Annotated in this window: 23 protein-coding genes; 14 read left to right on the top strand and 9 right to left on the bottom strand. The window is 45.8% G+C overall.

The window, feature by feature from the left end:
- Nucleotides 1-134: 134 nt before the first annotated feature.
- The 4 genes from rplM (at nucleotide 135) to tsf (ending at nucleotide 2,949) form a co-directional block, all read left to right on the top strand.
- Nucleotides 135-590 (top strand): 50S ribosomal protein L13, encoded by a 456-nt coding sequence (gene rplM / locus ACZIX4_RS07965; RefSeq protein WP_463335091.1) that lies wholly within the window; start codon nucleotides 135-137, stop codon nucleotides 588-590.
- 1 nt (nucleotide 591) lies between these two features.
- A complete protein-coding gene (gene rpsI / locus ACZIX4_RS07960) occupies nucleotides 592-978 on the top strand; it encodes a 30S ribosomal protein S9 (RefSeq protein WP_463335090.1) in 387 nt (128 codons plus the stop codon).
- Between the two features lie 246 nt (nucleotides 979-1,224).
- Nucleotides 1,225-2,010: a 30S ribosomal protein S2 gene (gene rpsB / locus ACZIX4_RS07955; protein ID WP_411408348.1), complete on the top strand. Its 786-nt coding sequence runs from the start codon at nucleotides 1,225-1,227 to the stop codon at nucleotides 2,008-2,010.
- Nucleotides 2,011-2,124: 114 nt separating this feature from the next.
- Complete coding sequence (gene tsf, locus ACZIX4_RS07950) at nucleotides 2,125-2,949, top strand: translation elongation factor Ts (RefSeq protein WP_463335089.1); 825 nt, start codon at nucleotides 2,125-2,127, stop codon at nucleotides 2,947-2,949.
- Nucleotides 2,950-3,028: 79 nt separating this feature from the next.
- Here the strand turns inward: tsf and ACZIX4_RS07945 are convergent, their stop codons facing one another.
- Together ACZIX4_RS07945 and ACZIX4_RS07940 are read right to left on the bottom strand one after the other, a co-directional pair.
- Nucleotides 3,029-3,589 carry a hypothetical protein gene (locus tag ACZIX4_RS07945; RefSeq protein WP_463335088.1) on the bottom strand — a complete coding sequence of 187 codons (561 nt, stop codon included), beginning with the start codon at nucleotides 3,587-3,589 and terminating at the stop codon, nucleotides 3,029-3,031.
- An 11-nt stretch (nucleotides 3,590-3,600) separates the two neighbouring features.
- The gene (locus ACZIX4_RS07940; protein WP_463335087.1) at nucleotides 3,601-4,182 is read right to left on the bottom strand and encodes a hypothetical protein; all 582 of its coding nucleotides are present in this window, start codon (nucleotides 4,180-4,182) and stop codon (nucleotides 3,601-3,603) included.
- Nucleotides 4,183-4,489: 307 nt separating this feature from the next.
- On the opposite strand from ACZIX4_RS07940, the gene ACZIX4_RS07935 reads away from it, so the two are divergent.
- Both ACZIX4_RS07935 and ACZIX4_RS07930 read left to right on the top strand, forming a co-directional pair.
- Nucleotides 4,490-5,275, top strand: a complete 786-nt coding sequence (locus ACZIX4_RS07935; RefSeq protein ID WP_463335086.1) for a DUF3050 domain-containing protein — start codon at nucleotides 4,490-4,492, stop codon at nucleotides 5,273-5,275.
- Nucleotides 5,276-5,430: 155 nt separating this feature from the next.
- Complete coding sequence (locus ACZIX4_RS07930) at nucleotides 5,431-7,455, top strand: M43 family zinc metalloprotease (protein ID WP_463335085.1); 2,025 nt, start codon at nucleotides 5,431-5,433, stop codon at nucleotides 7,453-7,455.
- Between the two features lie 296 nt (nucleotides 7,456-7,751).
- Here the strand turns inward: ACZIX4_RS07930 and ACZIX4_RS07925 are convergent, their stop codons facing one another.
- Nucleotides 7,752-11,096 (bottom strand): T9SS type B sorting domain-containing protein, encoded by a 3,345-nt coding sequence (locus ACZIX4_RS07925; protein WP_463335084.1) that lies wholly within the window; start codon nucleotides 11,094-11,096, stop codon nucleotides 7,752-7,754.
- A gap of 154 nt (nucleotides 11,097-11,250) precedes the next feature.
- On the opposite strand from ACZIX4_RS07925, the gene ACZIX4_RS07920 reads away from it, so the two are divergent.
- On the top strand, nucleotides 11,251-12,345 hold the full coding sequence (locus ACZIX4_RS07920) for a sensor histidine kinase (protein ID WP_463335083.1): 1,095 nt from the start codon (nucleotides 11,251-11,253) through the stop codon (nucleotides 12,343-12,345).
- Nucleotides 12,342-13,025, top strand: a complete 684-nt coding sequence (locus ACZIX4_RS07915; protein WP_463335082.1) for a LytR/AlgR family response regulator transcription factor — start codon at nucleotides 12,342-12,344, stop codon at nucleotides 13,023-13,025. Before ACZIX4_RS07920 ends, ACZIX4_RS07915 begins: the two co-directional genes overlap by 4 nt.
- 330 nt (nucleotides 13,026-13,355) lie before the next feature.
- On the opposite strand, the gene ACZIX4_RS07910 is transcribed toward ACZIX4_RS07915, so the two are convergent.
- The gene (locus ACZIX4_RS07910; RefSeq protein WP_463335081.1) at nucleotides 13,356-14,150 is read right to left on the bottom strand and encodes a DUF2797 domain-containing protein; all 795 of its coding nucleotides are present in this window, start codon (nucleotides 14,148-14,150) and stop codon (nucleotides 13,356-13,358) included.
- A gap of 41 nt (nucleotides 14,151-14,191) precedes the next feature.
- Between ACZIX4_RS07910 and ACZIX4_RS07905 the strand changes: the two genes are divergently transcribed.
- The 3 genes from ACZIX4_RS07905 (at nucleotide 14,192) to ACZIX4_RS07895 (ending at nucleotide 16,623) form a co-directional block, all read left to right on the top strand.
- Entirely contained in the window at nucleotides 14,192-15,724 is a 1,533-nt protein-coding gene (locus ACZIX4_RS07905) for a GH3 auxin-responsive promoter family protein (RefSeq protein ID WP_463335080.1), read from the top strand.
- 75 nt (nucleotides 15,725-15,799) lie between these two features.
- The gene (locus tag ACZIX4_RS07900) at nucleotides 15,800-15,967 is read left to right on the top strand and encodes a hypothetical protein (protein ID WP_463335079.1); all 168 of its coding nucleotides are present in this window, start codon (nucleotides 15,800-15,802) and stop codon (nucleotides 15,965-15,967) included.
- 50 nt (nucleotides 15,968-16,017) lie between these two features.
- Nucleotides 16,018-16,623 (top strand): GAF domain-containing protein, encoded by a 606-nt coding sequence (locus ACZIX4_RS07895; protein ID WP_463335078.1) that lies wholly within the window; start codon nucleotides 16,018-16,020, stop codon nucleotides 16,621-16,623.
- A gap of 607 nt (nucleotides 16,624-17,230) precedes the next feature.
- Here ACZIX4_RS07895 and ACZIX4_RS07890 read toward each other — a convergent pair.
- Nucleotides 17,231-18,058, bottom strand: a complete 828-nt coding sequence (locus ACZIX4_RS07890) for a universal stress protein (RefSeq protein WP_463335077.1) — start codon at nucleotides 18,056-18,058, stop codon at nucleotides 17,231-17,233.
- Between the two features lie 175 nt (nucleotides 18,059-18,233).
- Here ACZIX4_RS07890 and rimP point away from each other — a divergent pair, with 175 nt between their 5' ends.
- The 3 genes from rimP (at nucleotide 18,234) to infB (ending at nucleotide 23,034) form a co-directional block, all read left to right on the top strand.
- Nucleotides 18,234-18,698, top strand: a complete 465-nt coding sequence (rimP, locus tag ACZIX4_RS07885; protein ID WP_463335076.1) for a ribosome assembly cofactor RimP — start codon at nucleotides 18,234-18,236, stop codon at nucleotides 18,696-18,698.
- 15 nt (nucleotides 18,699-18,713) lie between these two features.
- The gene (gene nusA, locus ACZIX4_RS07880) at nucleotides 18,714-19,955 is read left to right on the top strand and encodes a transcription termination factor NusA (RefSeq protein ID WP_463335075.1); all 1,242 of its coding nucleotides are present in this window, start codon (nucleotides 18,714-18,716) and stop codon (nucleotides 19,953-19,955) included.
- Nucleotides 19,956-20,016: 61 nt separating this feature from the next.
- Nucleotides 20,017-23,034, top strand: coding sequence for a translation initiation factor IF-2 (gene infB / locus ACZIX4_RS07875; protein WP_463335074.1), 3,018 nt, complete (start codon nucleotides 20,017-20,019; stop codon nucleotides 23,032-23,034).
- A 261-nt stretch (nucleotides 23,035-23,295) separates the two neighbouring features.
- On the opposite strand, the gene ACZIX4_RS07870 is transcribed toward infB, so the two are convergent.
- The 4 genes from ACZIX4_RS07870 to ACZIX4_RS07855 all read right to left on the bottom strand — a co-directional run bounded on the left by ACZIX4_RS07870 (nucleotide 23,296) and on the right by ACZIX4_RS07855 (nucleotide 26,240).
- A complete protein-coding gene (locus tag ACZIX4_RS07870; protein WP_463335073.1) occupies nucleotides 23,296-23,625 on the bottom strand; it encodes a 2Fe-2S iron-sulfur cluster-binding family protein in 330 nt (109 codons plus the stop codon).
- 103 nt (nucleotides 23,626-23,728) lie between these two features.
- Complete coding sequence (locus ACZIX4_RS07865; RefSeq protein ID WP_463335072.1) at nucleotides 23,729-24,781, bottom strand: NAD(P)/FAD-dependent oxidoreductase; 1,053 nt, start codon at nucleotides 24,779-24,781, stop codon at nucleotides 23,729-23,731.
- 87 nt (nucleotides 24,782-24,868) lie between these two features.
- Nucleotides 24,869-25,108, bottom strand: a complete 240-nt coding sequence (locus ACZIX4_RS07860) for a NifU family protein (RefSeq protein WP_463335071.1) — start codon at nucleotides 25,106-25,108, stop codon at nucleotides 24,869-24,871.
- A gap of 1 nt (nucleotide 25,109) precedes the next feature.
- Nucleotides 25,110-26,240 (bottom strand): Mrp/NBP35 family ATP-binding protein, encoded by a 1,131-nt coding sequence (locus tag ACZIX4_RS07855; RefSeq protein ID WP_463335070.1) that lies wholly within the window; start codon nucleotides 26,238-26,240, stop codon nucleotides 25,110-25,112.
- Nucleotides 26,241-26,551 lie beyond the last annotated feature (311 nt).

Genomic DNA, 26,551 nt, shown 5'->3' with positions numbered 1-26,551 from the left:
ATCTCCTTACCTGTCATTCCGTTAAAAACATCTTGTCAGCAAATCTTTTTGCCACATATTTGTATTTCACATAAATAATTGTACTTTTGCACTCCCTTTATTGGGGATGGAATGTTTAATTAAAATAATTTACTGTGAACACATTAAGCTACAAAACAGTTTCTGCAAACAAAGCCACTGCACAAAAAGAGTGGATAGTTGTTGATGCTGAAGGGCATAATCTGGGACGTTTTGCTTCAAAAGTTGCGATGCTTTTAAGGGGCAAATACAAGACCAATTATACTCCGCACGTGGACTGTGGTGATAACGTAATTGTTATCAACGCAGACAAAATCAACCTTACAGGTAACAAACTGGAAGATAAGACGTACATCCGTCATACCGGTTACCCAGGAGGACAAAGGACGCTTACTGCAAAGAATGTAATGGCTAAGAACCCTGCTATCCTTGTAGAAAAAGCTGTTAAAGGAATGCTGCCTAAGAACAAACTTGGTGCCCAGCTTTTCCGCAACCTGAATGTATATGTAGGACCTGACCACAAACATGCGGCCCAGACTCCTAAAACCGTTAACTTAAACGACCTAAAGTAAGATGGCGACAATCCACAAAATTGGCAGGAGGAAAACTGCTGTTGCCCGTGTTTACCTAACCGCAGGTTCAGGAAAAATCACGGTTAACAAAAAAGAGCTTGAGGTATATTTCCCTACCGCTACACTACAGTACAAAGTGCGTCAGCCACTTTCTATGACTAACAACGTAGAAAACTTTGACGTAAAAGTAAACGTATACGGTGGTGGTGTTACAGGACAAGCTGAAGCTGTACGTATGGCTATTGCCCGCGCTATGTGCGAGGTAGATGCTGAAAACAGGCTTGTACTTAAACCGGAAGGACTACTTACAAGGGATCCTCGTATGGTAGAACGTAAGAAATTCGGCCAGAAGAAAGCCCGTAAGAGATTCCAGTTCTCTAAACGTTAATATTATCCGCATCCTGATTGCGTCAGTCATCCTGAGCTTATCGAAGGGACTGAAAGCACTGAAGGGAAAGATTATTGATTTTAAAAAAGAAACCATGTTGTTGTTGCCCCGCTGAGGCGAGGGGTTAGTTTAGCATCTAAATGGGTTGACGATATTGAGGAATGAATGTTTAAATCTTTAAATTTTCAATCTTTAAATCCAGAAAACACATTGCGCTTACTCAACAGAACGTAAACTATTACAAAAATGGCAAACAAAGTAGATGTAAAAGAATTACTGGAAGCAGGTGTTCACTTTGGGCACATGACCAGGAAATGGGACCCTAACATGGCCCCTTATATATACATGGAGCGTAATGGCATACACATTATCAACCTGTATAAAACTGCAGCTAAAATAGATGAGGCTAACGAAGCCCTTAAAAAAATCGCTGCATCTGGCCGAAAAATCCTTTTCGTAGCCACAAAAAAACAAGCTAAAGACATTGTAGCTGAAAAAGCTACAACGGCTAACATGCCATTCATCACCGAAAGGTGGCCAGGTGGTATGCTTACTAACTTCGTTACTATCCGTAAAGCTGTTAAGAAAATGGCTTCTATCGATAAAATGAAGAAAGACGGTACATTCAACACGCTTTCTAAGAAAGAGCGCCTACAAGTTGACCGTCTGCGTGCTAAGCTTGAGAAAAACCTTGGTTCTATTGCAGACATGACAAGGCTTCCTGCCGCCCTGTTTGTTGTAGATATTAAGGCTGAACACATCGCAGTAAAAGAAGCTCAAAAATTAAACATTCCGGTTTTCGCAATGGTTGATACCAACTCTGACCCACGTCAGGTTGATTATGTAATCCCTGCAAATGATGATGCTTCTAAATCAATAGAAAAAGTACTTTCTCTGGTAACTGGTGCTATCGTTGAAGGCCTTGCTGACCGCAAGTCTGACAAAGAAGACCTACAGGACCTTCCTGCAGCTGAAACTGCAAACGAAGAAACTGTAGTAGCTGAGGCTCCTGCAACTACTTCAGAAGAGTAAAAATTAACATTACAGTAAAGCCGTTGTGCGGGGTAGTGTTTACTTTTGTGGCATTATCTGTATAACGGCTTTAATTTTTTTTAACAAAACATCAAATAAAAAACAACATACAAAATGGCAAATATTACTGCTGCAGACGTAAATAAACTACGCCAGACTACCGGTGCCGGTATGATGGACTGCAAAAAAGCACTTGTAGAAGCTGAAGGCGATTTTGAAAAAGCAATTGAAATCCTTCGTAAAAAAGGACAAAAAGTTGCTGCTAACAGGGCTGACCGCGAATCTACAGAAGGTGCTGTTATAGCTGTTGTAAACGCTGACAAAACTGCCGGTGTGGTTGTTTCACTAAACTGTGAAACTGACTTCGTAGGTAAAAACGAATCTTTCCTTAAACTGGCTAACGATTTTGCTGCCCTTGCTCTTGAAAGCGCTTCTCTTGAGGAGCTTCTTGCCAAGCCTTATGAAGGCATCACTGTAGGTGAAAAACTTACTGAGCAAACAGGTGTTATCGGTGAAAAGATTGAAATCGGTTCATTCGAAAAACTTGAAGGTGCTTTTGTAGGTTCTTACATCCACGCCGGTAACCGTATCGCTACACTTGTAAGCCTTTCTGCTAACGTAGAAGGCGCTGAAGAAGCTGCACGTAACGTAGCTATGCAGGCTGCTGCTATGGCTCCGCTTGCACTTAACGAAGAAGGTGTAGACGCTGCTGTTGTAGAAAAAGAAATAGAAATCGCTAAAGACCAACTTCGTCAGGAAGGTAAGCCGGAAGCTATGCTTGAAAACATTGCTAAAGGTAAACTTGGCCGTTTCTTTAAAGATAACACTCTTGTAAACCAGGATTTCATTAAAGACAGCAAACTGAGCGTAAGCCAGTATGTTAAGTCTGTAGATGCTGCTCTTGTAGTTACAGGTTTCAAAAGGGTTGCGCTTGCTTAATTAGCACACTCTTTTTATAAAACAACAATCCCGCTCAGTGAGCGGGATTCGTTATTTATGGCATTAGGCAAAATGCTAACTATTTCGCCTGATTTATAGTTTTAACGCTTACAAGCCTGGTATAAATACGCATAGAATAGTTAAGGCTCAGCATTAAATCATGTTTACTTTTTTCATCAGTGCTGTTATCTATAACCGCTTTACTTTTGTTGTATACTGCATCTGCCATAGCATTAAGTTCGTCCGCAGCAACAAAATCTTTACAGGTAGACAACAGGTGGTAGTAGGCCCCAAACCCCGGCACCAATCCATCCCTATTAGCTTCCTGCTGTAAAAAGGCCAGCTTCCGTTTGTTGTTATACGTTTCGCCTATTCGGGCACAAATAACATCATACCACATACCAGTAAGCACAACGGAATATGCACTTTCAGCGGCAACCATATCCTGCTTGTACATCCTTTGCAACTGCGCCACATTATAACTCTTATAGTCACTATAAACGGTGCAAATGTGTTTATCCTGCGGAATTTTCAGGGCATCCCACTGTTCTGTTTCAGCAGAAGAAACAGCGGCCTGGTCAGCAGTGCAGCCTGTAATCGTTATGCAAAGCACTGCCAGCATTACAACAAAATTCTTCATAAGCGTATATTTTAAATTTTACTTTCGGCACTCATCAGCACGGTAAAATTACGCTTAGCCAACTCCAGGCTGCGGGTATAACGCTCGGCACGAGGTGCATCGGTAAGCTTCAGCGCGGCAATCTGCTTTTCATTTTTCCCGGCAATGCTGTCGGCTAATGCCGTAAGTTCGTCTTTAGCAGTAAAATCACTGCACTGGTAGAGCAGATGGTATACGCTGTCATAATCGGCTAACAGCGGCTGGGCATCATCGGCCTGGTGTTGCAGGAAAGCCAGCTTGTCGGCATCGGAACCACTAAAATACAACCGCCCGAAAATATGCTGTATCCACACATGGCGTAGCGGTTCATCATAAGCAGGCTCAGCAGTAGCTATATCCTCACGGTACATTTGCTCCATTTCGGCAAGCGAATAATCAGCCCTGCCTTTTTCGGTCATCTTATACACCAGTTTGCCCTTAGGTATGGGCTGGCCTACTACATGCCAGGAAACTTTTGCCTGTGTATCGCTTTGAGAAATGTTTTCCCGCTCGGGTGAGCAGGCTGTGGCGAGCAGCACTATGGGTAATGCTGCGCCGGTAAAATAATGTTTCATAATTGGCTATAAATTGGTAAGTCTGTAATACCCATAAACTTATAAAAACCAAATGAACAATAAAAGTTAAAATTTGTGTTAAGCAACTATTGCCGTTATCTTAAAATACTTATCAACAAAAACCTTATAGTTAACGATTTCGTAAATAGATTAGGATAATATGACAAATAATTTGTGAATTTTGGCGTTCATTTAATATAATGATACCATAATCAGGCATTATCTTTGTATTAATAAATACAATGGCAAAGCTAAACAGCATAAAATTGCCTGAAGTAAATTTGTTTGTATTTTAAAAACAGGTGCTATGAACATTACTACGATAAACAGCGCCCTGGCCCCCCAAAGGGAAAAGCTGTTAAACCATCCGCTGTACGAAAGGGTAAAAACGGTGGAAGACCTGCGTTATTTCCTTGAAGGGCATGTGTATGCCGTATGGGATTTTATGTCGCTGCTAAAGGCATTACAGGCCAAACTTACCTGCACTACCGTGCCGTGGCTGCCGGTGGGTAACCCCGAAATACGTTACCTGATTAACGAAATAGTACTTGCCGAAGAAACCGACATTAATATTGACGGTAAAAGGCAAAGCCACTTTGAAATGTACCGTGATGCCATGCTGGCCAGCGGTGCCGATGTTACTGCCATTGACAGTTTTTTGGCCGATGTGGAAGCAACACAAAACATATTTGTATCGATAAAGAAAAGCCCGCTGCACAGCAATATAAAGCAGTTCCTTGATTTTACCTTCAGGGTAATAGACGAGGGCAAACCGCACGAAATTGCCGCCGCATTTACCTTTGGCCGCGAAGACCTTATACCGGGCATGTTTACCGAGATACTGCGTAACTTTGAGGCAAACTTCCCTGAGGCCGACCTCAGCAAGCTTATCTATTACTTCGAAAGGCATATAGAGCTTGACGGCGATGAGCATGGCCCAATGGCGATGCAAATGGTTACCGAACTGTGTGCTAACGACCCTGAAAAGTGGCGTGAAGTGGAGGAAATTTCGGTTAAGGCGCTGGAAAAACGCATAGCCCTTTGGGATGCCATAGAGGAAACTATGATGCAAAACCACCTTGCCTCTATTTAAAAAATAAATAATTACTACATAATATACTGAAGCTGCACATTTTAGTGGGGCTTTTTTTATTTTTTTTTCTTACAAAATTTGGCATTTACAAATAATGGCAGATATTTGCAGCGGGGACCTGATAAAACTTTTATAATCAATAATTACCAATCACCATGAAGAACATTACCTTACGTTCATGGATGGTTATGGCTTCCGGTTTTTTAACTCTGGGCGCTGCTGCGCAACAAAAAGAAACCAAGGTAAAGCACAGAACCATACCTAACTATGCTAACCATTGTGGTACTACGGTACACACTGACCGCATTAATGCCGAAACAAACGGAAAGCATAACGACCAGCAATTTGAAAACTGGATTGCCGGCAAAGTAGCCAATATTAAAGCACACAATGCTTCGGCTAAATCTGCACTGAACACTAACACTGTGGTTACTATCCCTGTCGTGGTACACGTTATACACGACGGCGACGCTGTAGGAACGGGCGAAAACCTAAGCGTAGAACAAATAGAATCGCAAATTACGGTACTTAACCAGGATTACAGCCGCCAGGAAGGCACTAACGGCTGGAACGACAACCCGGTTGGCGCTGATGCCGAAATTCAGTTTTGCCTTGCAAAGCGCGACCCGAACGGCCTTGCCACAAGCGGTATAGTACGCTACAACATGGGCGACACTAACGGCTTTGAAATGAACGAAATGGACACCCAGATAAAACCGGCTACCATTTGGGATCCTGAGCAATACCTGAACATATGGGTGGTAAAGGATGTTTACCTTGAGGTATTTGGTTTCCAATTGCCGCTTGCAGGGTATGCTACTTTCCCTACTATGTCGGGACTGGACGGGCTTGACGGCCTTGACCCTGACGAAGATGCCGACGGCGTAGTAATAGGCAGCATGTACTTTGGTTCGCACCAAATATACCCTGAAGGCACCTATGACCCTACCAAAGACCTGGGCCGTACTACCACACACGAAATAGGCCACTTCCTTGGCCTTAGGCATATTTGGGGCGATGGCGACTGTACCGTAGACGACTATTGTGCAGACACTCCGGAAGCTGCTGACGCCAATAGTGGCTGTGCAGCCGGTACCGACAGCTGCCCTGACAGCGATGGCCTGGACATGATAGAAAACTACATGGACTACACCGACGATATGTGCCAGAACATTTTTACCCAGGACCAAAAGCTGCGTATGCAGGCAGTACTTCAAAACTCGCCACGCAGGTCTTCACTGGGCACATCACTTGGCTGCCAACCGGGTATTACTTACGATAATGACGGTTCGTTAAACATTAACGGGGTAGATATTGCAGGGTGCAGTACTAACTATACCATACGCCTCGGCCTGGCTAACGCAGGTAACAACACGCTTACCGCTGCCGCTATAAATTATGTGGTAGACGGTACCCCGCTAACGTATAACTGGACAGGCACACTGGCACCGGGCGAAGAAACCCAGATAGAAATACCTATGGAGGGTGCAGCCGGAGACCACACGCTTAACGTAAACATTATTACCGTTAACGGTGGCGAAGACCAGACAGCACTAAACGATACAAGGTCAAGGTCATTCAGCATTGTGGAGCCACAAACTGTGACTACCGAAACAATTACCCTTACCATACAGGCGGATGACTGGGGCGATGAAATAACCTGGACATTTACCGGCAGCAACGGTTACTCGCTAACAGGCGGGCCTTATGAGGACAACTACCTTGACGTACACACCATTACCGTGGAGCCAAACGTATGCTACACCTTTACTATAGTTGACGAATACAGCGACGGTATTTGCTGCGAAGAAGGTGAAGGCTACTACCTGATAAAAACTGCCGAAGATGTGGAAATAGCCACCGGTGGTAACTACGGTGCAGGCGAAACTGTGAGCTTTGGTATACTGGAGCCTATAACCGGTATAGACGACCACAAGCTGAGCAGCATAAGGCTGTTCCCTAACCCGGCTAACACCAGCATTAACCTTGAGGTACCTGCTAATATGGCTAATATACCGGATAGCTATACCATATACAACAGCCTTGGCCAGGTAATGGGCAGCGGCGCGGTTACAGCAGGCAGGCAGGCAGTAAACATTGCAGCCTATGCAAACGGTGTTTACTTTGTGAAACTTAGCGGAAGCAACAACAGCCAAACACTACAGTTTATCAAGTACTAATCAGAGAAATATTTCAGATATATGAAGGGCGCCCTGACCGGGGCGCCCTTTTTTATTTGTCTCAATTGTTATAACATACCCCTAACCTTTTCAAGTATCATCTGGACACAAGTTACTTCACGTACTTTTCAGCTTTCCAAAGGAAAGCCTTTGTGTCCGTGTTGTGTATAATTTATGTGCTTTGTGTACTTTGTGAAGGCCTTTGTGAACCTTGTGGTAAAATCTCTCGCAAAGCCGCCAAGTCGCCAAGATGCGTCCATACGATGTATTGAGAGGGATGTTTAAACCGCAGAAAACTACCTCAGCAGGCTAAAATGCCCGCGTATGGTACGCCCGTCAGGAAGGTTCAGCAGGTACCAGTAATCGGAAGACAGCATTGGGGTACCGTTGTATGTACCGTCCCACTTATCCTTTGGTGTAAGCGAAACCAGCAATTTGCCATACCTGTCGAAAATATACACCATGCTTCCCGAATAATTTTCCCCAACAAGTCCCGGTATATACCATTCATCGTGGGTACCGTCTGCATTGGGAGTAAAGTAGTTGGGAATATTGAGCACCCCTACCCTTTTGTCGGTAATGCCGCAGCCCTGTGTATCGTAAACATACACCGTATGCACCCCGCCGGACACATGCTCAAAATAAGGGGTTTCCTGCCACGGGCCGTTCGGGTTATCCAGGCTATACAAATATGTGGTTTGTATACCTCCCAATGGCGAAGCAACAATGGTTACCGTGTTATTATCATTCAGGTCCTGCACCTCAACAGCATCTATTGCCGCCACATTGCTGGCGGTTACGGTAAACGTGCGCACCTTTTGGCATCCCGTGGCCACATCAGTCACCGCAACAGTGTAGGTCCCCGGCGTGTTCACCTGGATGAAATGCGTGGTTTGGCCTGTGCTCCACAAAAAACTGTAGGCAGTACCCACCAGACCGGCTTCGAGGGTAATAAGGTCTTTGGTATTAAGGCATACCAATCCATCACCTGTGGCTTCTATCGGCGGAAGCGGATGCAGCACCAGCTGAATCGGCGCTATGGCAAGGCAGGCATTGTTATTTTCAATACGTGCAAATATGGGCTGCCCACCCTGCACCGTATTGGTAAACGCAGAAGCTACGCGGTTTTGTTCCAACAGGGCATCGGCCTCGGTAAGGTAATACGACACCGTGTTTACACCGTCTTCATACCCTGCAGCGGCAAGGTTAAATTCGGCAAAACCATCTTCTGTACCATCATCATCACATTCGTTAAGGGTAACAAGCGGATATTGGGTAGTATTTACATTTAGCGTAAGCTGCGATATACGGTAGCAGTTTGTAAGCGTGTTTTCGGCACGCACAGCTACCTGCTGGGTATAAGCAGTAGTATTTGTATAGGTAACAGGCAATGCATTAACAGCACCGGCAGCATCAGTGGCGTTAGCGTAATAACTTACGGTTACATTATTGTTGTTCGGGTTCATAAACAACGCATCGGCCTGTGCAAGGTTAAACTGCGTAATGCCGTCAGGGTTAATCTGTGGGTCGCATTGCTCCAACGCGGCGTTAAACGCTATAGGTGGCAGCGGCTGCACCAACAGGGTTATTGGCTCCACATAAAAGCAGCTTGGGTTGGCTATGCTTTGCATACGCAGGTATACCACGGTATCGGCAGTATAATAGCTTGCAGGCAATGGGCTTAGCTGGGCATTGGCATTGGCAGCATTAGCATACCAGTTTACAGAAAAACCACTTCCTACCCCTAATCCTGTTGTTACTTCGGCCAAAGTAAAACTGTACATACCGTTTGTATTGCTGCCGTCGGCATCGGTATCGCATACGGCATAGGTGTCAGAGGTTAGGCTTGGCCCATCGGAAACCATTAATTCAAACGAACTCGTAGCAAAACAGCCCGTATTGTTATTATTCACCACACGCACATAAACAGTTTGCGGATTGGTGGTATTAGTATACGCGTTTGGATTAAGCGGGTTGTGGTTGTTATTGGCATCATCCTGAGATGCGTAATAATACACCGTGTAGTTGGCAGCACTCTGGCTCCCCCTTACAGCAGCGGTATTATTACTTAGGGTAAAACTCATCTGGCCGGAATCATCTATGCCACACAATACCATATCTGGCGCAGCATAGGCTACAGGCGGCGAGGTAACCGTAACGTTAGATAAAACTACGTCGGTTCCGTCTGTATGGGTTATGGTGGCCGTTACATTATACGTTCCGGTGGCGGCATACTGGTGCTCGGGCGCGTCTTCTATTGAGGAAGTGCCATCGCCAAAGTTCCACACCACCGAATTGAACACCTTGTTTACATACAGGCTAAATTCTGTAGGCTGCCCCAGGCAGGTAGCCGTAGAGACAATACGCGCCGAAAAAATAGATGCTATAAACGGCGGCAACCCAAACACCGCTGTAGAACCCGTTGTAAGGGTAACACCGGCATTAATATAATTACAGTCGGCACCGTCATTTTCAGGATTGTTTATTACATCCAGGCTATTTTGACCGTTTATGGCTTTATAAATTTTTCCGTTTGGCCCCAGTTGCAGTGTGGTGCCTGTATTGCCGCTTCCTACCATTATTGCAGAAGATGCTATATCTATACTTTCAAGGTTGTACTGCCAAACCTGTCCGTCACCCTGCACATCCTGTGATGATACATACAACTTCTTTTCCTGTGCAGAAAACTCTATACCATATGGGCGCGTATCCTGCAATATAAGGTTTGCATTAGACAACTGGCCTGTAGCATCATCAAAATCATACAGGTACACCGCACCGTTATTTTCAGCACCGCCGGTTACAAAACCACGTTGCTGGTGCGCTATGGCGATGTATTTGCCCGAAGGTGAAGCTTTTATACAGCCAATAGCATTGCGGCGGTACCCGGCAGTAGATACAGACGGTACTATGGTAGTAACCACCGGGGTGGTATTTACGCCATTTTCATCTACTGCAAAAGCATAAAACTGGCTCATAAAGTGGGTTATTACCCAGTAACCCGAATCAGTACTGTTTTTTACTGCGGTAACTTTTTCAGAGCATTTATACTTTATCTGTTCTGTGTCTGCAGGGTCGTAGGTAACCAATGGCACATTACGGCTGGTAATATCCCCCAGGCTGCCGTTTGCACCAACTATTGACAAGTCTACCACCGAATAATTAAATCCGTTGTTAAACCCGTCATCGGCAGCGGGTATGGATTGCTGCCCGTTTGGTTCGTCGTAAGTCCCGGTAAACTGGTCCGGGTATACCGCAGCATTCTGGTGGTGCGGTTCGTCTACGGTAAAAATATAGTAAATGTTCGGGTTGTTCTTTTTCGGGATGATGATAGCCGACTGCGTACTCGACGGGTCGCCAAACAGCCCTGTACCGCCAAAGTAGTTACCATTCGGCATTATTATGTGGTTACGGTCCCACACGGTGCGGCCATCGGTATAAAAGAGCAGGTTACCATCGGAATCGCTTATGGAGCTACATCCCTCGTTAGTAGTCATCTGCCCGCCGGCCAGCGCCGATACCGTTCCGTTGTCGTTAAAGTGTATACCTGCATTCCAGCCGAAATACCAGTTGTTTGCCTCCTTTTGTGCAAAAAGGGGCATTACAGACAACAGCACCGCTATACAGATAATTTTCTTCAACTATTGCAAAAAATTTAACCATCAAAAATAACATATTTATAGCTGAAATGCATTTAGTATCACAAAAATATTAACCTATAAAAACACGTACTTCACCGCATATCAGGTTATTTTTCATGGTTAAGTACTACCTTTACACAAGCAGAGGAATAAAATGGCTAAGAAATATCAAAATTACATACTGCACCTTTTGGGCTGCCTGCTCTTCCTGAGTATCCCGGTGCTGCTTTCACCCGACCTGCGCAACAATGGCGGGCTGATAAACATTGCCCCTTTTAGAAGGAGTTTCCTTACACAGTTTTTGCTGCTCGGCTTTTTTTATGCCAATTACGCCTACCTTATACCACGGCTGTATTTTACCCGCCGGTATGTATTATTCTTCGGCATACTCATCGCAGCGTTTGTAATTATCTCATGGCTGCCCGATGCCCTGGTACCCGAAGCCCGCGAGCAAATGCACAACATGTTCCGCCCGCGACCGGAAATGATGCCACGCACTATGCCACAGGACATGCCGCCTCCACCCGGCGGCAACGGTTTCTACAATCCCGGCCCAAACCGGATGTTCTTCAGGCCGTTTTTCTTTGGCGGGTCGTTGCAGTTCCTTTTGGCACTTTCACTATCATTCCTGCTACGTATAAACAAACGCCTGGCCGACATAGAAAGCGAAAAGCTGAAAACCGAGGTTAGCTACCTGCGTGCCCAGATAAACCCGCATTTCTTGTTCAATACGCTAAACAGCCTGTATGCGCTGGCCCTTGAAAAAAGTGACAGTGCAGCCGAAGCCATACTGAAACTGTCGGGCATGATGCGCTATGTGGTTACCGAAAGCAGCCGCGAGCATGTGGCGCTGCAAAGCGAAATCAACTACATAAAAAACTACATCAGCCTGCAACAGCTCCGCATGGACGAAAACACTGCCTTCAGCCTGAAGGTACGCGGTGATGCCACCGGCAAACAGATATCGCCATTGCTGCTGATACCGTTTATAGAAAACGCTTTTAAGTACGGGCTGAACCCTGAGAAAGAAGCGGTGATAGAAATTGCGGTGGATATAGACGAGAACCAACTGTCGCTCTACGTAAAGAACAATAAGGTTAACCTGAAAATACCTGAAGAGGAAAGCAGCGGGCACGGGCTGGAAAACACCCGAAAAAGGCTGCAGTTCCTGTACCCTGATAAGCACAGCCTTACAATACACGACAACCCCGATACATTTGAAGTAAAACTTATACTGTTACTGGTATGATAAAAGCCATAGCTATAGACGACGAGCCGCTGGCACTAAAGGTAGTAAGCCATTTTTGCAGCAATGTAGATTACATAGAGCTTTGCAAAACCTTTACCAAGACCGATGAGGCACTGGCCTACCTGGAAAAGAACCCGGTAGACCTGCTGTTCCTGGACATACAGATGCCGGGCAAAAACGGGCTGGAGTTTTACAAAATGCTGAAGCCCGAAACCATGGTTATCTTCACCACGGCGTATAGCGAATATGCGGTAGAGGGTTTTAATGTAAATGCCATCGACTACCTGCTGAAGCCTTTTTCGCAGGAGCGTTTTATAACCGCAGCCGATAAAGCCAGTAAGGAATACCGCAACCGCAGGGAAAGCAAAGGGGCCGACAACCACCTGCTGCTTCGTGCCGATTATAAGCTGCACCGCATAGGCTACGAAGACATACTGCTAATTGAAGGCCTGGACGATTACATCCGCGTACACATAAAGGGCAAAACGCCTATAACCGCCCGTATGTCTATGAAAGCGATTATGGAGAAGCTGCCGCAACCTGACTTTCTGAGGGTACACCGCTCGTATATTATACCGATGAATAAGGTAAAAAGCCTGTACAACAAAACCATACAAATTGAGGACTTTGTAATACCTGTGGGCGATACTTATAAAGAAACGGTATCTAAATATTTTTAGGCAACACAGCTTTAACGATACGGTTTTTGCCGGTTAACCCCGAAATGCAAAAGCCTGTAAACACTTTTGTTTTTTACAACTGAAGGTTTAAATTTTGAGTAACACGTAGGGCTGCTTTTAAGGCAGCCCTTTTTTTATTTCGACGTCTTTAACGCGATGGTTTTTTACCACAAGGGGCACAAAGTTTTTTCACCAAGTTAACAAGGCCTTACGTACCTGCTTTGTGAACTTCCGCCTACGGCGGCCAGGTTCACCTTCGTGTACCCCGTGAAAAAACTTTGTGCCCCTTGTGGTAAAAAACACGGAAGAAACACAGTGGTAAAACCCCTCCTAAACCGCAATACGCACGGTAAAACCTTCGTAGCTGCGTACATTCAGCACGGTGCCGTCTTCAAATATAAGGTACTGCCCTTTTATGCCTGTAAGCGTACCACTATAGTTTGGCGTGGTACTCAGGTTAAGGCTGCTAATTTTTTTAGGGTATTGCAATACCGGGTAATCCAGTGTATACAGTTGTTCGGGTGTGCTGTCGAAAAACTCCGCTGTTTCGGCAGGTAGCAGGCTTTTGGCACTGTTACGCATTGCTACCAGGTCAAACGGCGTTACCTCATTCGTCAGCATCTTCTTCCAGTTTATCTTATCGGAATAATGGCCTTTCAGGGCTACTTCCGTTACGCCAGCCAGGTAGCGGTTCGGCACCTCTACCAGTGGGATTGCAAAACTGGCTCCCTGGTCTATCCAGCGGGTAGGCACCTGTGTTTTGCGCGTCACGCCCACTTTCATATCACTGCTACAGGCCAGGTACACCACATGGGGTTGCAGCTGCACTCGGCTTTCGTACTCCAGGTCGCGGTCGGCTACGCCAAGGTGGGCGGTGCTCAGCTCAGGGCGCATAATCCAGTCGCCCACAGCCGGGCTGCTGTAAAAACAATCGTAGCAGAAACCCTGGCGCCATATTTTCTTCTTCTTGCCGCAATTAAGGCACTGATACCCTGTAAAATTGATTTCAAAAGACTGGCCCAGCAGCTGGTTAACATGTATAAAACCGTCGTCAAAAACCAGGTAATATTGTATGGGGCTGCCCGGCTCGGTTTGCATTTTTGTAAGAACGCCTTCGTATTGCATGGAAAAATTTACTATTTTTAATGCAATAAAGATATAAAAATATGGCATTGCCAATTGTAAACTCTATTGCTTCGTGGATACTTAAAAAGCGTATACACGACATGGAACTGTTCCTTAAGTACCCTAACGAAGTACAGGAAGAACTGCTCCACAACCTTTTAGACACCGCAAAAGATACCCTCCTCGGTATAAAATACGACTTTGCATCCATAAACAGTTACCGTGCTTTTGCCGAAAGAATTCCCGTAAGCACCTACGAAGACCTGGAGCCGCTTATAGAGCAAACCCGCCGTGGCGAACAAAATGTGTTTTGGCCCACCTATATAAAATGGTTTGCCAAAAGCAGCGGAACCACCAATGCCAAGAGCAAATTTATACCCGTAAGCCCCGAGGCGCTTGAGGACTGCCACTATAAGGCCGGGAAGGACATGCTGTGCCTGTACCTGAACAACAATGAGGAGTCGCAACTGTTTACCGGGAAAAGCCTGCGCCTGGGCGGCAGCAAGCAGCTGTATGAAGACAACAACAGTATTTTTGGAGACCTCTCGGCCATACTGATAGACAACATGCCATTTTGGGCGGAGTTTAGCAGTACACCGAGCAATAAAACTTCGCTTATGGGCGAATGGGAAACCAAGCTTACCGCGATAGTAAACGAAACGATAAATGAAAATGTGACCAGCTTTGCGGGCGTACCCAGCTGGATGATGGTGCTGCTGAACCGCATTATGGAAACCACAGGCAAGGAAAACCTGCTGGAAGTCTGGCCCAACCTTGAAGTATATTTCCACGGCGGGGTGAGCTTTGAGCCGTACCGTATGCAGTACCACAACATCATCCCGAAAGGTGATTTTAAATACTACGAAATATACAACGCGTCTGAAGGGTTCTTTGCCATACAGGACAGCAACTACAGCAACGACCTGCTGCTGATGCTGGACTATGGCATCTTCTATGAGTTTATCCCGATGGATACCTTTGGTACCGACAGGCAACGCGTTATCCCGCTGAGCGAGGTAGAATTGAATAAAAACTACGCCGTGGTAATAACCACCAATGCAGGACTATGGCGCTATATGGTGGGCGATACCGTACGCTTTACCAGCCTTAGCCCTTACCGCATACGCATTACGGGGCGTACCAAGCACCATATTAACGTATTTGGCGAGGAGCTTATGGTAGAAAACACCGATAAAGCGCTTGCCAAAGCCTGCGAACTAACCGGAGCCGAAGTACTGGACTATACCGTAGCCCCTATTTTTATGGAAGGCAAGGAAAAAGGCGCACACGAATGGATTATAGAATTTAAGGCGCAACCTCAGGATGCCGAACATTTCCGTGAGGCGCTGGATGTAGCATTACAGGGTGTAAACAGCGACTATGAGGCCAAGCGTTATAACAACATGACGCTGAACAAGCTGGTACTTAATGTGGCACGGCCTAAGTTATTTTACGACTGGCTAAAGGAACAGGACAAGCTGGGCGGCCAGCACAAGATACCCCGCCTGAGTAACGAACGCACCTATTTAGAACAGCTGAAATCACTTCAGGTGGAAGACAGCAGTATCGCATAGAAAAACTTTAACACAGTGTTAAACAATAATTTGGCATTCCGTTTGCATAATATTGTGCAATTATAAACATCTGATATGAAAAAGATACTGAAGAGGAACCGTGTTTTAGTTGTTGTTACCCTGCTTACTGTAATGGCTTCGTGCAGCCCCGTACACCGCTACGGATGCAACAGGCGATGCCGCATACCGCTTTCGCTGAATGAGGTGGTAAAGCCGCTTCAGCAAAAAGCGATGCATGCATAAAATTGACAAAAAATTTATTTTTTTCGCATATTTTTTACTACGTTTGAAATATGAGTACAAAATATCACGGGCTTTCGGGAGAATATGATGAAAAACGCATTAAAGAGTTGCGTAAGTATGGCATACTTGATACCCTCCCGGAGCAGGCCTATGATGATATTACCCGCCTTGCAGCAATAATATGCAATGTACCCATGGCACTTATAAGCCTTGTAGATAAAGACCGCCAATGGTTTAAATCGGCACAGGGCCTTGATGCTGAGGAAACGCACAGGCAGCACTCGTTCTGTTCGCATGCTATTGTAACCCCTGATAAGCCTTTTATTGTAGAAGATTCGCGCCTGGATGACCGTTTTAAGGACAATCCACTGGTTACCGGCGCACCTAATGTAATTTTCTATGCGGGAATACCGCTAAAAACCGAAAACGGTTATGGCCTGGGTTCGTTTTGCGTGATTGACGTAGTACCCCGCAAACTTACCGACGAGCAGCTGGAAGCACTGCAAATACTATCGCGCCAGGTAATGCAGCTGCTGGAAATGCGCCGCAGGTCTAACGAACTGGACATAAAAACCGAAATCCTGGAAATGAAAACCAAAAAACTCAACGAAACCGTAGCCCAGAAAGTAACGGAGGCGTTGAAGAAACATAAGTAGTTTTCAGTCGCAGTTTTCAGGGCTTACTCGTATGTTAAGTAACACAGAGTTTCACGGAGAAATCACAGAGCTACACAGAGAAAGCTATTTCGTAAAGTTTCCCAATTTTTACACAACACCCTTTTAAGTACACAGAGCATTCCTGCGGAATGTGGAGAAGAACGCAGAGAGATTCGGGTTCGAGTAAAGCTGTTCTACTCCCGGAGCTGTTGTGCGGACACGTCTTTGCGGCTTGGCGCCTTTGCGAGGAATTGTAACACAGAGATTCTCAGAGCAGGCACAGAGATACACAGAGAAGTTATTAACCAAAGTTGCCAAAGGAAGCGCAAAGTTTTTAATCAACATTCTTTGAAGAACACGGAGCATTCCTGCGGAATGTAAAGAAGAACGCAGAGAGATTCGGGTTCGAGTGAAGCTGTTCCCCCTCCCGGAGCTGTTGTGCGGACACGTCTTTGCGGCTTGGCGAGGATTTTTCTACCCAAAGATGTCTCCGCTGCGCTGCGGTCGTCCCGAGGGCATACCCGAACTGGCGAAGCACATGGAAGAAGAAAAAAACACAAAACCCCGCCAATGGCGGGGTTTTCAATATAAAATATAGCTATTAATATTATATCTTAAAGGTAACCACCGGGCGTACTGCGTGGTTTACAAGGTCTTCGCTTATGCTTCCGTTAAAGAAGTGGGCAAGCCCCTGGCGGCCGTGTGTACACATACCTACAAGGTCGGCATTAATACTGTTGCTAAAGTGCAGTATGCCTTTTTCTACATTAACATCATTGTAAATGTTTACGGTAAAGCCGTTTTCTATAGTAAAGCCGGCAGCAAAATCGTTGATGATTTTTTCGGCAGCGTGGGTCGATTTAAAATCACTCGGTGTATTTACATACAGCAGGTGCAGTTTCGCCTTAAAGCTGTTTGCAAAATCTACTACCTGTGCAAATGGTTTTTTAATTTCGGCAGAGAAGTTAGACGCAAACACAAAGTTTGTAGGGTTAAAGTCTGCCTCTTCTTTTTTAATAACCAGCACCGGAATATCTGAAGTCCTTACCACCTTTTCGGTGTTAGAACCTATAAACATTTCCTTAAAGCCGCTGGCACCGTGAGATCCCATAACTATAAGGTCTATATCGTGTTTTTTAGCAGTTTTTATAATACCTTCAAAAGCCTTATCAAACAATATAGCATCGGTTACTGTAAGGTCGTCAAGGTATTCGGCAGATTTTACATCGTCAAACCTTTCGTGGGCTTTTTTAAGGAAGAAAGCAATTTCTGGCACTTCAGCACCGGCCACCACGGCATCGTTTTCCTGGCTTGGCAAATCCAGCAGGTGTAACAGGAATATTTCGCCGTCATTTTCGCGGGCTACTTTAGCAGCTACTTTAAGCGCGTACTCGGCATGGTCAGAAAAATCTGTCGGTACTAAAATTTTTTTCATAATGAATGCAGTTAAAAAAATGTTTTGGTTGCTAATATAAACAGGTGAAAGGTAAGAATTAATTTTACATTAACCAATGATTTTCAAGATATAAAAATTATTCGTATATTTGCACCGTTATTTACTAAATCATAAGTAATGAGGGGACAATCAGTCCCCTCTTTTTATACAAGTTATGGCATTAAAAGACAAAGTGGCCGCCCTTGTGCAAACCGCGTTAGAGGAACGCCCCCACCTTTTTTTGATAGACCTTACAGTGGGTGCAGACAATAAGATAAACCTTACTATAGACGGCGATAACGGTGTTACCCTGCAAGACTGCATAGACATGAGCCGCGCTGTAGAGCACAACCTGAACAGGGAAGAAGAAGATTTTGCCCTTGAGGTGGCATCAGCCGGTGCTGCAAGCCCGCTAAAGCTGCCAAGGCAATACAAAAAGAATGTGGGCCGCACTATTAAAGTAACCACACAGGACGGCGAAATTGAAGCTGAATTAACAGACGCTACAGATGAAGCCGCCATACTGGAATGGACTGCCCGCGAACCTAAAAAAATAGGTAAAGGAAAAGAAAATGTAGCCAAAAAGGCAGAGATACCTTATGGCGATATAAAACAAGCTGTTGTTGTAATTAAATTTTAAAAAATAGATGTTGGCATGGAAAATCTGGCACTAATAGATTCGTTTTCAGAGTTTAAAGATGATAAGCTGATCGATCGCGTTACCCTAATGTCGATCCTTGAGGATGTATTCAGGAACGCCCTGAAAAAGAAATACGGATCTGACGATAACTTTGACATCATTATAAATCCCGACAAGGGAGATATGGAGATATGGAGGAACCGTGTGGTTGTAGCCGACGGTGAGGTAGAAGACCCGAACTCTGAAATTTCGCTGTCTGAAGCCCGTAAAATAGAGCCTGATTTTGAGGTGGGTGAAGAAGTGTCTGAAGAAGTAAAGCTGATACAACTGGGCCGCAGGGCTATCCTGGCACTACGCCAAAACCTTATCAGTAAGATACACGAACACGACAATACCAACCTTTATAAACAATTTAAAGATATAATTGGTGATATTTATACCGCAGAAGTGCACCACGTAAGGCCAAAAGCTGTAATTTTGGTGGATGATGAAGGTAACGAAATAGTACTGCCTAAAGAAAAACAGATTCCGTCTGACTTTTTCCGTAAAGGCGACAACGTACGCGGTATCATCGAAAACGTGGAATTGAAAGGAAATAAGCCGCAGATTATTATGTCGCGTACTTCTGAGAAATTCCTTGAAAAACTGTTCGAACAGGAAATCCCTGAAGTGTTTGACGGGCTTATCACTATAAAGAAAGTGGTACGCATACCGGGCGAAAAAGCGAAGGTAGCCGTAGACTCTTACGACGACAGGATAGACCCTGTAGGTGCATGTGTGGGTATGAAGGGAAGCCGCATACACGGCATAGTGCGCGAACTGGGTAATGAAAACATAGACGTTATAAACTACACTACAAATACACAGCTGTTTATATCAAGGGCACTGAGCCCGGCTAAAGTATCGTCTATAAAAATAGATGAGGCAAGCCACAGGGCCGATGTATTCCTTAAACTGGAAGAAGTATCTAAGGCTATAGGCCGCGGCGGGCATAACATAAAGCTTGCCGGCCAGCTTACCGGATACGAACTTGATGTAATACGCGAAGGAAACCTTGCTGAAGAGGAAGATGTGGAACTGACCGAATTCTCAGATGAAATCGATCAGTGGATCATAGACGAGTTTGCCAAAATAGGCCTCGACACTGCCCGAAGCATACTGAAACAGGACGTGCAGGACCTTGTAAGGAGGACTGACCTGGAAGAAGAAACCATCCTTGAAGTGGTAAGGATTATTAAAGAAGAATTTGAAGATTAATATCTGAGACTAAACCTATATTACGGCAACACAACACCGACGATAATAGTAAACATAATTTATGTCTGAAGAAAGAGCAATAAGATTAAACAAAGTTTTAAGGGAACTGAATATTTCACTGGACAGGGCTGTGGACTTTTTAAAGGACAAAGGCCACATCATTGAGGCGAGCCCTAATGCCAAGATATCCGGTACGGAATACAATGCCCTTTTCAGCCAATTTTCTGCCGACCAAAGTAAGAAAGCCGCTTCGCTTGAAGTAAGCGAGGAAAAACGCAAAGAGAAGGAGGCCCTGCGCCTGGAGCGTGAGCGTGAGCTTGATGAAAAGAAAAAGCAGGATGAGGAAAAGCAAAGGCAACAGCAGGAAGTGATTCGCGCACGCGCATCGCTTAGCGGACCTGTGGCCATAGGCAAAATAGACCTCAACCCTAAAAAACAGGAATCTGCGCCTGCCCCTTCAGACACTACAGCTGCGCCGAAACCTGAAGCTGCACCGCAGCAGCCGCAAGCCGAAAAACCGGTTGTAGCCGAACCTGTAAAAGCAGAGCAACCTGCCGAACCGGCACCAAAACCGCAAGCTGAACAACCTGCCGCACCAAAACCGGCAGAAACACAGGCTCCGGCACCTACACCTGCACCGGCTATACAGCCGAAAGCGCAACAGCCACAAGCCGAAAAGCCTGCCGCACCAAAACCGGCAGAGCAACCTGTGCAACAACAACAGCCTGAAGCCAAGCCTGCTGAAGAAGCGGCTCCGGTACAGGAAAAAATTGAAACACAGTACCAAAAACTTTCGGGCACTACCTTCACCGGGCAGAAAATAGACCTTTCGCAGTTTGATAAGCCTAAAAAGAAGAAGGAAGATTTCCGTAAGGATAACAACAACCAGCGTCCGGGTGGCGGACAGCAAGGCGGCGGCCAGGGTGGAAACAACCAGAATGCTGACAAGAAGAAGCGTAACCGCATTACCCCGAACACAAACAATAACAATAACGCCAACAACAATAATAACAACAGGCCTCAGGGCCAAGGTGGCGGACAGGGTGGAAACCAGCAAGGCGGAAACCGTAACCACCAGGGTGGCGTAAACAACAATAACAGGCCTCAGGGCCAGGGTGGCAACAACAATAAATTTGGCAACAAGCGTCCTGCTATTGTAGCTAAAGTAGAGCCTACCGAAGAAGAAGTTAAAAACCAAATCCGCGAAACGCTTGAAAAACTACAGGGTAAAGGCTCTAAATCTAAAGCCTCTAAATACCGTAGGGATAAGCGTGAAACGCACCGCCAGCGTAGTGACGAAGAACAAAGGTTAGCTGAAGAAGGAAGCAAAATACTTAATGTAACCGAGTTTGTTACCGTAGGTGAAATTGCTACCATGATGGATGTGCCTATTACTAAGGTTATAGGTACGTGTATGTCGCTGGGTATCATGGTTACCATGAACCAGAGGCTTGATGCGGAGACACTTACCATAGTAGCAGACGAGTTTGGCTACGAAGTGAAATTTGTTACCACTGATATTGAAGAAGCTATTGAGGAAGTACAGGACCGCGAGGAAGACCTTGTAACACGCGCCCCTATCGTTACGGTAATGGGTCACGTAGACCACGGTAAAACATCGCTACTTGACTACATCCGTAAGGCGAACGTTATTGCGGGCGAATCGGGTGGTATTACCCAGCACATTGGTGCATATGGTGTTACCCTTGAAAACGGCCAGAAGATAACCTTCCTGGATACACCGGGTCACGAGGCGTTTACCGCAATGCGTGCACGTGGTGCCCAGATAACGGATATCGCTATTATTGTTATTGCTGCAGACGACGACATCATGCCACAAACCAAGGAAGCCATTGCCCACGCTCAGGCTGCCGGTGTGCCTATGATATTCGCCATTAACAAAGTGGATAAGCCTACGGCTAACCCTGAAAAGATTAAAGAAAAACTTGCCGGCATGAACCTCCTTGTAGAAGACTGGGGTGGTAAATACCAATCGCATGATATATCGGCCAAACAAGGTATGGGCGTAAAAGAACTACTTGAAAAAGTATTGCTTGAAGCCGAACTCCTTGACCTGAAGGCTAACCCTGATAAGCCTGCTGTAGGTACGGTAGTAGAAGCCCAGCTTGATAAAGGCCGCGGTTATGTAGCTACTATACTGGTACAGGGCGGTACACTTCGCGTAGGCGACTATGTACTTGCCGGTAAAAACCACGGCAAGGTAAGGGCTATGCACGATGAGCGTGGCCACAACATTAAGGAAGCAGGCCCGTCTACCCCTATCTCTATATTAGGTCTTGACGGCGCACCAACTGCCGGTGATAAGTTTAACGTATTTGAAGACGAGCGCGAGGCTAAGCAGATTGCTGCCAAACGTACACAGCTTATACGTGAGCAATCGGCTCGTACCAAAAAGCACACTACGCTTGCCGAACTTGGAAGGCGTATTGCGCTGGGGCAGTTTAAGGAACTTAACATCATCATCAAAGGTGACGTGGACGGTTCGGTTGAAGCGCTTGCCGACTCATTCTCTAAACTTAGTACCGAGGAAATCGAAATCAAGATTATCCACAAAGGTGTAGGTGCTATTACCGAGAGTGACGTTATGCTTGCCTCTGCATCTGATGCTATTATCATAGGCTTTAACGTGCGCCCTGCGGGTGGTGCCAAGCAGCTGGCTGAGAAAGAGGAAATCGACATCCGCCACTACTCTATCATTTACGATGCCATTGACGACCTTAAAGACGCTATGGAAGGTATGCTTTCGCCTGAACTTAAGGAAGAAGTTACCGGTAGCGCCGAAATACGTGAGGTATTCAAGATATCTAAAGTAGGTAGTATTGCAGGATGTATGGTAACTGACGGTAAGATATTCCGTAACTCAAGGATAAGGCTTATCCGCGAGGGTGTGGTTATCTACAACGGCGAACTTGCTACGCTGAAACGCTTTAAAGACGACGTTAAAGAAGTTTCTAAAGGGTACGACTGCGGTATGCAGATTAAGAACTACAACGACATACAACAGTACGACGTTATAGAAGCTTACCACGAAGTAGAAGTGAAAAAGAAACTGAAGTAATTCAGTGTTATAAATGAAAGTCCCGCCATAGTGCGGGACTTTTTTTATTTGGTGAATTATGGTCGGGGGTTCCATGTCGACCGAAGCGCAGCGACACGAGGGCTTTGCCCGAACTGGCGAAGCAAGTGGAGACATCTCAAAACATACATGGTTAGGGATTAACTTCGTTGAACCTTCGGTGTCTCGGCTCCACTGCGTTTCGCTCGAAATGGAAGAAGTCCGGAAAAGCCACAAAAAATCCCGCTCAGTGGCGGGACTTTTCTATTCTTCCGGGGCAAGCTGTATGGCAAGCCCGTCTATATCTTCCGTTATGGGAATCTGGCACCCCAGGCGGCTGTTCGGCTTTACGTTAAACGCCTCAGACAGCATCGCATCTTCATCAGGACCCATTTCGGGTAGCGCCACATCATTCAGCACATAGCACTGGCATGATGCGCACATGGCCATACCGCCACAAATACCTATAGTACCTTCAGGAGCCAGCTCATACGCACGTACCACTTCCATGATGTTCATGGCCATATCGGTAGGTGCGTCAACTTCGTGGGTAATCCCTTCCCTGTCGGTTATAATTAGTTTTATTTCACTCATTTGTTTAGTTTGAAGTTTAAGGTTTAAAGTTTAAGGTTGCGTACTCAGCCGTTCAATAAGCAAGAGTGAGCAACCTTAAACTTTAAACCTTAAACAAATTAAACTATTCGATTGCTTTCACCACCTGCTTTTCGGCCTCTTTACGGGTACCGTCAAAGCCGTCTACACCGCTTACAGTAGTGTATTTAAGCACGTACTTTTTGCCTGGGTTTAACTTGTTGAATACACTCTGGCACATCAGTGTAGCTTCGTGGAAACCACACAATATCAGCTTCAGCTTACCAGGGTAGGTATTGATGTCGCCTATGGCGTAAATGCCTTCTATATTGGTCTGGTAATCCAGCGCGTTATTTACCTTAATGGCGTTCTTTTCTATTTCAAGCCCCCAGTCGGCTATAGGCCCCAGCTTTGGCGTAAGCCCGAACAATGGGATGAAATAGTCCGTTTCTATACGTTGGTGTGCCCCGTCTATTTCAAGGTCGAGTGCCTCCACCTTTTCGGCACCGTGTATACCAGTAACCTCAGCAGGGGTAATAAGGCGTACTTTGCCCTGGTGCTTTAGTTCCTGCACCTTCTCTACGCTATCAAGCGCCCCACGGAATTCGTTACGGCGGTGTACCAGTGTAACCTCAGCCGCTACATCGGCAAGGAAAATAGTCCAGTCCAGTGCAGAGTCGCCACCACCGGCAATTACAATTTTCTTATCACGGAAAAGCTCGGGGTCTTTTACAAAATATTCCACGCCTTTATCTTCATAAAAGGCAATGTCTTCTATAATCGGCTTGCGTGGCTCGAAGCTGCCAAGGCCACCTGCTATAGCTATGGCTTTGGCATGGTGTTCCGTCCCCTTGTTTGTGGTAACGATAAACGTACCGTCTTCAAGCTTGTCTATGGTTTCGGCACGTTCGTTAAGCGTAAAGCCCGGCTGGAACTGCTTAATCTGCTCCATAAGGTTGGTAACCAAATCGCCTGCCAACACTGACGGAAAGCCCGGAATATCAAAGATTGGTTTCTTAGGATAAAGCTCTGTAAGCTGGCCGCCCTGCTGCGGAAGTGCATCTATAATATGGCATTTCAGTTTCAGCAGGCCTGCCTCAAATACGGCAAAGAGCCCCGTGGGCCCTGCACCTATAATTAGTATATCTGTACTGATCATTTAGAATAAAAAAGATAAAACGATTCTGGGGCAAAATTGCCGAAAAACGCTTTAAGTAAACATGATATAAATCATTTCAGGAGTGGCTTAGGCCACATTCTCCACAGTTTCTATCTGCGGGGCATATTTTTTTATGGTGGTTTCCACGCCTGCCTTCAGGGTCATCTGGTTTACGCTGCAGCTTATGCAGGCACCCTCAAGGCGTACCTTTACGTGCTTATCGTCTTCAATATCAATAAGGCTGATATTGCCACCGTCTGACTCCAGGAACGGGCGTATTTCATCCAGCGCCTTTTCTACATTGTTTTTAATTTCTTCTGTAGTCATATTATTTCTTTTTTACAGCCGAACATCCGGCCATGGTAGTGATTTTAATAGCTTCGGTTGGCGGCAGGTTATCGTTCCTGTCCACGGTTTCCTGAACCACGTTGCGCGCAAGTTCCTCAAAAACAACCTCCAGCGGTGTAGCGGTTTGCAGCGCAGCAGGGCGGCCGTAGTCGCCTGCCTCACGGATACCCTGTACAATAGGTACCTCACCCAGGAACGGTACATCAAGGTCTTCGGCAAGGTTTTTAGCACCTTCTTTACCAAAGATATAGTATTTGTTTTCAGGAAGTTCTTCAGGGGTAAAATACGCCATGTTTTCTATAATGCCCAGTACCGGTACATTGATAGATTCCTGGCGGAACATAGCCACACCTTTCTTGGCATCGGCCAGGGCCACAGCCTGAGGCGTACTTACAATAACGGCGCCGGTTATAGGCAATGCCTGCATGATGCTCAGGTGGATGTCACCGGTTCCCGGAGGTAAGTCCAGAAGAAGGAAATCCAGTTCGCCCCAGTCAGCATCAAATATCATCTGGTTCAGCGCTTTACCGGCCATAGGGCCACGCCAAATCACAGCCTGCTCAGGCGATGTGAAAAAGCCTATTGAAAGGATTTCTACGCCGTAGCTGCTTATCGGTTTCATTTTGCTTTTGCCGTCTATGGTAACCGATATAGGGCGCGAACGCTCTACATCAAACATTATAGGCATAGAAGGCCCGTAGATGTCGGCATCAAGCACGCCTACCTTAAAGCCCATCTTGGCAAGGGTAACGGCAAGGTTAGCCGTGATGGTAGATTTACCCACACCGCCTTTGCCCGACGATACGGCAATGATATTGCTGATACCCGGTATCTGTTTGCCTTTAATTTCAGGCTTTTCAGGCGATTCCACCTTTACGTTTACCTTAACCTTGGCTTCAGGCGATACCAGCTCGTGTATGGTTTTTATGATGTCTGCTTCGGCGCGTTTGCGGATGTGCATGGCGGGGGTGGTCATTACCAACTCTACCACGGCTTCGTCGCCAAAGGTAAGTACATTACGTACAGCGCCGCTTTCCACCATATTCTGTCCTTCGCCGGCCAGGGTTATGGTTTCAAGGGCTTTCAGTATTTCTTTTCTATCGAGTTTCATAAATATATTAGCTAACCGTCTTATTAAGACTGATTTCAAATTGCAAAGATACTGTGAAAAGTTGATTTTTAGCAACTGACTTGCCGAGTTTATTAGCCGTTTGCCCATTTTTTTTACGGCAGGAAAATATTGAAAAAAATAAACCCCTAAATATTTTTCACCACAAAGCTCTCCACGATTTTTCACCAAGAAACACGGGGCTAAGCCTGTCCGCCGTAGGCGGAAGGTCACAAGACTGTACGCAAAACTTCGTGGACTTCAATCCCAATAATTGGGATTGCTAACTTGTTGTAAAAAAACAGGACCTGCTT

This window comes from Flavobacterium niveum (assembly GCF_055231775.1).
The sequence above is the reverse complement of the archived record's forward strand: the minus strand, read 5'-3'. Positions and strand labels throughout refer to the sequence as shown.

Coding starts and splice junctions, on each gene's coding strand:
- ACZIX4_RS07905 (WP_463335080.1), top strand. CDS start 14,192: ATGGCATTGCCAATTGTAAACTCTATTGCTTCGTGGATACTTAAAAAG.
- ACZIX4_RS07900 (WP_463335079.1), top strand. CDS start 15,800: ATGAAAAAGATACTGAAGAGGAACCGTGTTTTAGTTGTTGTTACCCTG.
- ACZIX4_RS07910 (WP_463335081.1), bottom strand. CDS start 14,150: ATGCAATACGAAGGCGTTCTTACAAAAATGCAAACCGAGCCGGGCAGC.
- nusA (WP_463335075.1), top strand. CDS start 18,714: ATGGAAAATCTGGCACTAATAGATTCGTTTTCAGAGTTTAAAGATGAT.
- ACZIX4_RS07895 (WP_463335078.1), top strand. CDS start 16,018: ATGAGTACAAAATATCACGGGCTTTCGGGAGAATATGATGAAAAACGC.
- ACZIX4_RS07930 (WP_463335085.1), top strand. CDS start 5,431: ATGAAGAACATTACCTTACGTTCATGGATGGTTATGGCTTCCGGTTTT.
- rpsB (WP_411408348.1), top strand. CDS start 1,225: ATGGCAAACAAAGTAGATGTAAAAGAATTACTGGAAGCAGGTGTTCAC.
- ACZIX4_RS07870 (WP_463335073.1), bottom strand. CDS start 23,625: ATGAGTGAAATAAAACTAATTATAACCGACAGGGAAGGGATTACCCAC.
- ACZIX4_RS07860 (WP_463335071.1), bottom strand. CDS start 25,108: ATGACTACAGAAGAAATTAAAAACAATGTAGAAAAGGCGCTGGATGAA.
- infB (WP_463335074.1), top strand. CDS start 20,017: ATGTCTGAAGAAAGAGCAATAAGATTAAACAAAGTTTTAAGGGAACTG.
- ACZIX4_RS07855 (WP_463335070.1), bottom strand. CDS start 26,240: ATGAAACTCGATAGAAAAGAAATACTGAAAGCCCTTGAAACCATAACC.
- rpsI (WP_463335090.1), top strand. CDS start 592: ATGGCGACAATCCACAAAATTGGCAGGAGGAAAACTGCTGTTGCCCGT.
- ACZIX4_RS07945 (WP_463335088.1), bottom strand. CDS start 3,589: ATGAAGAATTTTGTTGTAATGCTGGCAGTGCTTTGCATAACGATTACA.
- ACZIX4_RS07940 (WP_463335087.1), bottom strand. CDS start 4,182: ATGAAACATTATTTTACCGGCGCAGCATTACCCATAGTGCTGCTCGCC.
- tsf (WP_463335089.1), top strand. CDS start 2,125: ATGGCAAATATTACTGCTGCAGACGTAAATAAACTACGCCAGACTACC.
- ACZIX4_RS07890 (WP_463335077.1), bottom strand. CDS start 18,058: ATGAAAAAAATTTTAGTACCGACAGATTTTTCTGACCATGCCGAGTAC.
- rimP (WP_463335076.1), top strand. CDS start 18,234: ATGGCATTAAAAGACAAAGTGGCCGCCCTTGTGCAAACCGCGTTAGAG.
- ACZIX4_RS07865 (WP_463335072.1), bottom strand. CDS start 24,781: ATGATCAGTACAGATATACTAATTATAGGTGCAGGGCCCACGGGGCTC.
- ACZIX4_RS07920 (WP_463335083.1), top strand. CDS start 11,251: ATGGCTAAGAAATATCAAAATTACATACTGCACCTTTTGGGCTGCCTG.
- ACZIX4_RS07935 (WP_463335086.1), top strand. CDS start 4,490: ATGAACATTACTACGATAAACAGCGCCCTGGCCCCCCAAAGGGAAAAG.
- ACZIX4_RS07915 (WP_463335082.1), top strand. CDS start 12,342: ATGATAAAAGCCATAGCTATAGACGACGAGCCGCTGGCACTAAAGGTA.